The sequence below is a fragment of the Lentimicrobium sp. S6 genome, from assembly GCF_013166635.1.
Lineage (GTDB): Bacteria > Bacteroidota > Bacteroidia > Bacteroidales > UBA12170 > UBA12170.
In genome coordinates this window covers 1-5,552 of sequence record NZ_JABKBZ010000132.1, presented here as the reverse complement: position 1 = coordinate 5,552, position 5,552 = coordinate 1, and the positions used below count along the sequence as shown (strand labels likewise).

At 34.5% G+C, this 5,552-nt stretch carries 5 protein-coding genes; 4 read left to right on the top strand and 1 reads right to left on the bottom strand.

Features of this window, described 5'->3' with window-relative positions:
* Positions 1–871 precede the first annotated feature (871 nt).
* Complete coding sequence (locus HNS40_RS21505; RefSeq protein WP_172284777.1) at positions 872–1,252, bottom strand: hypothetical protein; 381 nt, start codon at positions 1,250–1,252, stop codon at positions 872–874.
* 274 nt (positions 1,253–1,526) lie between these two features.
* Here HNS40_RS21505 and HNS40_RS21500 point away from each other — a divergent pair, with 274 nt between their 5' ends.
* From HNS40_RS21500 to HNS40_RS21485, 4 genes are all read left to right on the top strand, one after another.
* Positions 1,527–2,954 (top strand): IS4 family transposase, encoded by a 1,428-nt coding sequence (locus HNS40_RS21500; RefSeq protein WP_172284776.1) that lies wholly within the window; start codon positions 1,527–1,529, stop codon positions 2,952–2,954.
* Positions 2,955–3,355: 401 nt separating this feature from the next.
* Entirely contained in the window at positions 3,356–3,874 is a 519-nt protein-coding gene (locus tag HNS40_RS21495) for an RNA polymerase sigma factor (RefSeq protein WP_172284775.1), read from the top strand.
* On the top strand, positions 3,874–4,455 hold the full coding sequence (locus HNS40_RS21490) for a hypothetical protein (protein WP_172284774.1): 582 nt from the start codon (positions 3,874–3,876) through the stop codon (positions 4,453–4,455). The genes HNS40_RS21495 and HNS40_RS21490 overlap by 1 nt, the downstream gene beginning before the upstream one ends.
* 12 nt (positions 4,456–4,467) lie before the next feature.
* Entirely contained in the window at positions 4,468–4,995 is a 528-nt protein-coding gene (locus HNS40_RS21485) for a DUF4252 domain-containing protein (RefSeq protein ID WP_172284773.1), read from the top strand.
* Positions 4,996–5,552 lie beyond the last annotated feature (557 nt).

Below are 5,552 nucleotides of genomic sequence, written 5' to 3'. Positions count from 1 at the left end.
TTTATTGTTAATTGTTTGATTATCAGTCACAAAGATAATAAATACTCATGAAATCTCCTAATTTTATGGTCAAAAATATCACCATTAACAACTGAATTTCAGATAGTTAAAAACCGAACTCAGGTTAAAAGATTTCTCAGTCGAAGTAAACCTTCTCCTTCGAAATGACCCCAATATTATCGTTTTGAAAGAAAGCGCGACAAGCTCAATTATAAATGACATTTGCCTTGTCGCGCTATTTATTTACCCCAAGAGTTCAGGTCTTTTCGACGAAACATAGTGGAGGAGAAATCTATTTTTTAAACTCAGAAGCCTTTTACTCCAAGTCTCCAAAGCCCAATAAGCATATTTCCGTACAAAGAGAATACAAGGGGGAAATGACAGAATAGAGTCGCTCTAAGCTCTTACCAAAAACCACAGAGGTGCAGAGAAATAACGTTTGGAGAACTAGATTTCTTTCTGCGTTCGAAATGTCCTAAGTATTCAAGAGGAGAGATAAAAAAGGGCGCATAAATGCAAGTGAAACAATTAATGGATTTATGCGCCCTTTTATAAAAACATTTAAGCAATGGTCGTTTCGAGCAAAGCGAGAAATCTTAAGTTTAATTATAAGTTGTTCAATTACTTACTTAGCTTAATGGAATTTAAGTCGATACGCTATAGGTTTTTTTACTAAACTGTAGAACTAATTGTTTTGGTGCATGTTTTTTTCGCTCCCCTTGGGGTTGGGGCAAACGAAAAAAAGGCTAAGTGTTATTATTTCTGGTGTTTGTCTTTTAGTGTTGAATAAGGACTTAGCTAAACACCTCAATTTAATTAAGAAACACAATCATCTATTTACATAAGATAGTCTAGGAAAAAGAAGTCATCATTATCTAAAGGCCACCAATAATCCTCCTGTTATAAAAGCCAGAACCCACCATATCCAAGCATAACGTGAATAAAGGTGAATGGTCTTTGGAACTGGGGAGTTGAAACCATTTTTTATTTTTAAGCGCCATATGAAAATAGCATCAATTGACATTCCCAATAGTGAAGAATAGCCAATAAAACCATGTAAAGTAAATCCCCCTTTTGAGGAACCAAGAATCATAAATGTAGTAGCAATAATATCTAAGGTAACCCCTAGAGTCAGAAATAATAATACTTTCTTACTGACAACCTTTTGCCTTTGTTCGATAATAATTGCAATAGAATAACTGATTAATGCAAAAATGACAATGGAGGTGCCTGCTTGAATAAGAGGATTCATAAAATGATAGGTTTTGTTGGCTTCAAAAATACTAATGTTATTCGATTAATAAATCATATCATGGTAAATATACCATTAAAAAAAGCGTAACTAAGTCTAATATTAAATTACTATAATTGCTTTTAAGAAATGATTTTTTTGTTTTGCCCCTTCCCCACGCTACTCTTTATACACATTTTCCTCCCTCAAAAAGCACCAAAAAAAGTTTATTAAATACCTGAAATATAGCTCTTTAAATTTTGTCGACTCGTGGTTTTTTTCGTATCTTAACACCATGATAATCAATAAGTTTAATGGTTTTTTCAACGGTGTTTTGCCAGATTTTAGAATTGAAAAACGAGTAGAAAAAGTAATGAATGATATGCTTACTTTTGGTAATGCAATAGTGAATCAATTTTCTGGTTCTCATTCTGAAAAAATAGGAGCGTATAGAATGTTAGGAAATCAACATTTCAGTTATGAACATTTATTAGATGGTGTAATAGAATCATGTAAGCAAAACCAAGGTTCTTCACATTTACTTTGTCTTCAAGATACAACAGAGTTAAATTACAGTCATCATAAACAAAGGATTGGGCTGAATGATAATGATATAGGTCCAGTTACAAAAAAAGGTAATGTAGGATTTTTTTGTCATCCAGTTTTAGCTATTGATGAAAAGTCTGGGTTACCAATAGGTATTCCCTATAGCAAGATTTGGAATCGAAGCTGGGATAAGAAAGATAAATACGAGAGGAAATATCCTTCACAAGACTTTAAAGATAAAGAATCATATCGGTGGGTTGAAAGTGCAGAAAAGACAAAGTCTGCATTATCAGAAACTCCCAAACTCACCATCATAGGAGATAGAGAATCAGATATCTACGAGGAGTTAGTATATGTACCTGATGAACGAACTGATTTATTAATACGGTCGAGTGTAAACAGGAAGCTTCATAACAGTGATACCAAACTTTTTGAAACGCTTGAGCAGCAAGAACAAAAACTAATTTTCAATCTCGAGGTAAAAGCAAATAAGAAGCGAAAAAATCGAGTTGCGAAAATCGCACTCAAGTACCTTAAAGTAAAAATCAAAAAGCCATACAGGAAGGAAAAGAACGATTTACCTGAATACGTTGAATTATGGGCTATTGAAGCTCGTGAACTGAACGAAAGTGTGCCAGAAGGAGAATCCCCCATTTTATGGCGACTATTAACAACGCATAATATATCAACTCCGCAAGATGCTTTGACTTACACTCAGTGGTATAGTAATAGATGGCTTATAGAGGAGCTTTTTCGTGTTTTAAAAAGCCAAGGCTTGGAAATAGAATCAGCACAATTGGAATCAGGATCTGCATTGAAAAAGTTAACAGTCATGGCTCTGCAAGTCGCTCTGGTTATCATGGCACTAAAGCTTTCTTTAAAGAATGAACACAATGCTAAGGCCAAGCTGTATTTTACTGACAATCAGATAATATTTTTGAAAATGATGCTATCTGAAGTTGAAGGCAAAACATTAAAGCAAAAAAATCCCTACAAACAAGAAACGCTAAACTGGGCATCATGGATAATTGCTCGCTTAAGTGGTTGGAGTGGATACAAATCGCATGGGCCTCCAGGCTACATATCTATTAAAAGAGGTTATGATAACTTTAACCAAAAGTACGAAGGCTTCAAAATAGCTTTTGATTTGTTTAAACAAGATGTGTATAAAGAGTAGTTCCCCACGGGGAGCAAAAAAATCAGATTCCAGCTTTAAAAATCAAATTACTTTAGAATATCGACTTCTCAATCTAATAGTTTTGTTGAATCTTTTTCCTGACTCCCCTTGGGGTTGGGGCAATCAGGGAAAATCAAGTATACTATTTCTAACTGATTAGTAACAAAAAAGCAAACATCTATATTTTTACTTTGCGTTAGCGTCATTTTAACTTCGCGCTCTTTACATGGAACCTTATCAGCAAAATTGATTTGTCTTAGAGCCTTCGAGCCTTAGTGGCCCAATTCGCCCATAATTAGGATTAATTGAAAACCTCAATAAAAAATATTTCATCATCTTTGTAATGCATCTCCAAAACAATCGTCATATCATTGTCCAAAGGCAAAATCAGAATTAGAAAAATGCAAAAAGACCAATTTAAAAAACAAGTACTCGTCCATAAGGACCAAATGTACCGACTGGCGCTGCGCATTTTACAAAATGAGGAGGATGCTAAAGACATTGTTCAGGATAGCTTTTTAAAGCTCTGGAACAGAAGAAAAGTTCTTGGAAATATCAAAAGTATCAAAAGCTTTTCCTTAACGATGGTTAGAAATGGCTGTATCGATAATATTCGAAAACACAAGCCTGAAACCAATAAGGAAGAACAGGTTTTAGCTCGTTCAGACCATCAGAACCCTGAGAAACAATTGGTGGTGAACGACGAGTTACAAAGGGTAAGACAGATTATTTCTAATTTGAATCCTCAGCAAAGAGAGGTGATTCAACTCAGGGAGATGGATGGATTAGATTATGACGAAATCAGTGAGATAACAGGCTTAAGTACTAATAATTTGAGAGTCATCATCAGTAGAGCCCGAAAAGAAATCAAAGTGCAATTGATGAAACAAATGGATTTCCAAATGACAAAAATAGGATAATGATGAAAACAGAAAACATAAAACAGCTATTACAGAAGTATTTTGAAGGAGAAACCAATCTTTTGGAAGAAAAGCAGCTGCGTCATTATTTTTTATATGAAGACATAGCTCCGGAATTGGCCCAATACAAAATACTATTTACTGTTTTTGAGGAGGATAAAAACATCATTGCAGACCTAGAAGAGGAAGACTTGCTTCCAGAAACTATAATGAGAAAAATAGACTGGAAAAGTTGGACAAGCTGGTCGGCAGCGGCAGTTATTTTATTAGTCCTAGGCTTTTCTTGGTTTTATAGCCAAACGAGCATTCAAAATAATACTTTGAGTCCAAAAGAGATTCAGATAGCCCAAAAGTATCTGAGCATAGGATTAGAATCCATGGATAAAGGATATGAAGCCAGTAGCAAGTTCAGCGAAAAGGCTGCTATCATAGGTACACAAACTCAAGAAATAGGAAAGATGGAGCAAGTCTATCAAAAGAATATAGAAAAGATAAATCATGTGAATCATATAGATCAATCACTCGAAAAGCTGCAGAATATTTCGAGCATGAAGAAAAGCAAATTAAAATTAGTAATGTAAAAAACCATAAAAATGAAAAAGTTAGTTTTATTATTAGCCATGGGAATATTAGGTATTTCCACATTGATGGCCCAATCGGCCACCGACAAAATATTCGATAAGTATAATGGAATGGAGGGATTCACCGTTGTGACCATCAACCAAGCCATGTTCGAGATGATATCTAAAATGGATACCACCGACGATGGAAAAGAAATGGTAGAAATGGCCCGCTCTATCGAGAGCATCAGAATCCTTGCCATGGATACCATCATGGGAGATGTAAATCTTTATACCGAGGTGATGGATGTTTTACCCAAGAAAAACTTCAAAGAACTGATGTCCGTAAAAGAAAAAGACATGGATATTAAATTTATGATTCAAGAAAAAGATGGAAAAGTAAGAGAGCTCTTAATGGTTATAGGAGGTTCGAAAGACGATAATGCCATCATCAGCATCACTGGCGATATCAACCTAGCCAAAATGGGTTCTATGGCCAAAACTTTGAACATCAAAGGAATGGAAAACTTAGAGAAATTAGGCGACAAGCACGATAATTAATTCTGGTTTCCAATAGAAAAACAGGCTGTACTTTTTAAAGTATGGCCTTTTTTGTGTTTGACAAATTCGTATTAACCTCAGGTTATTATAATAACGATGGAATACAATTATATCTAAGCAGTTTATACTTTGTTTAATAGTTAGATTCCTTTTGCGATCTTGGCATATTTTGTCTTTGCGAGTTCTTTGCGTGAAATGAGAAATAAGTATTTAGAGTGTCTAGAGTACTTAGAGTTCAAAGTTCGACCTTTCAAAGTTTAAAGTTTGTATTTTCTTGATAGAATTGCATTCTGTTGGTGTATCTAAAGAATAAGGCTTCAAGATCATGGAGCTTGATTGCATAATATCTCAAGCTATTAAAATAACGATGGAATACAATTCTATCTAAGCAGTTTATACTTTATTTAACTGAAGTTTCGCACCGTTATATACTGAGCATTTTAGAGAAAAAATGCAGCATGAAACCTTGGGAATCCCTTGGTTTTATTGTATCTTTAGGTTACCACACAAAAAGTACAAAACATGCTACATTACGAAGATATCTCAAAAACAGAAGA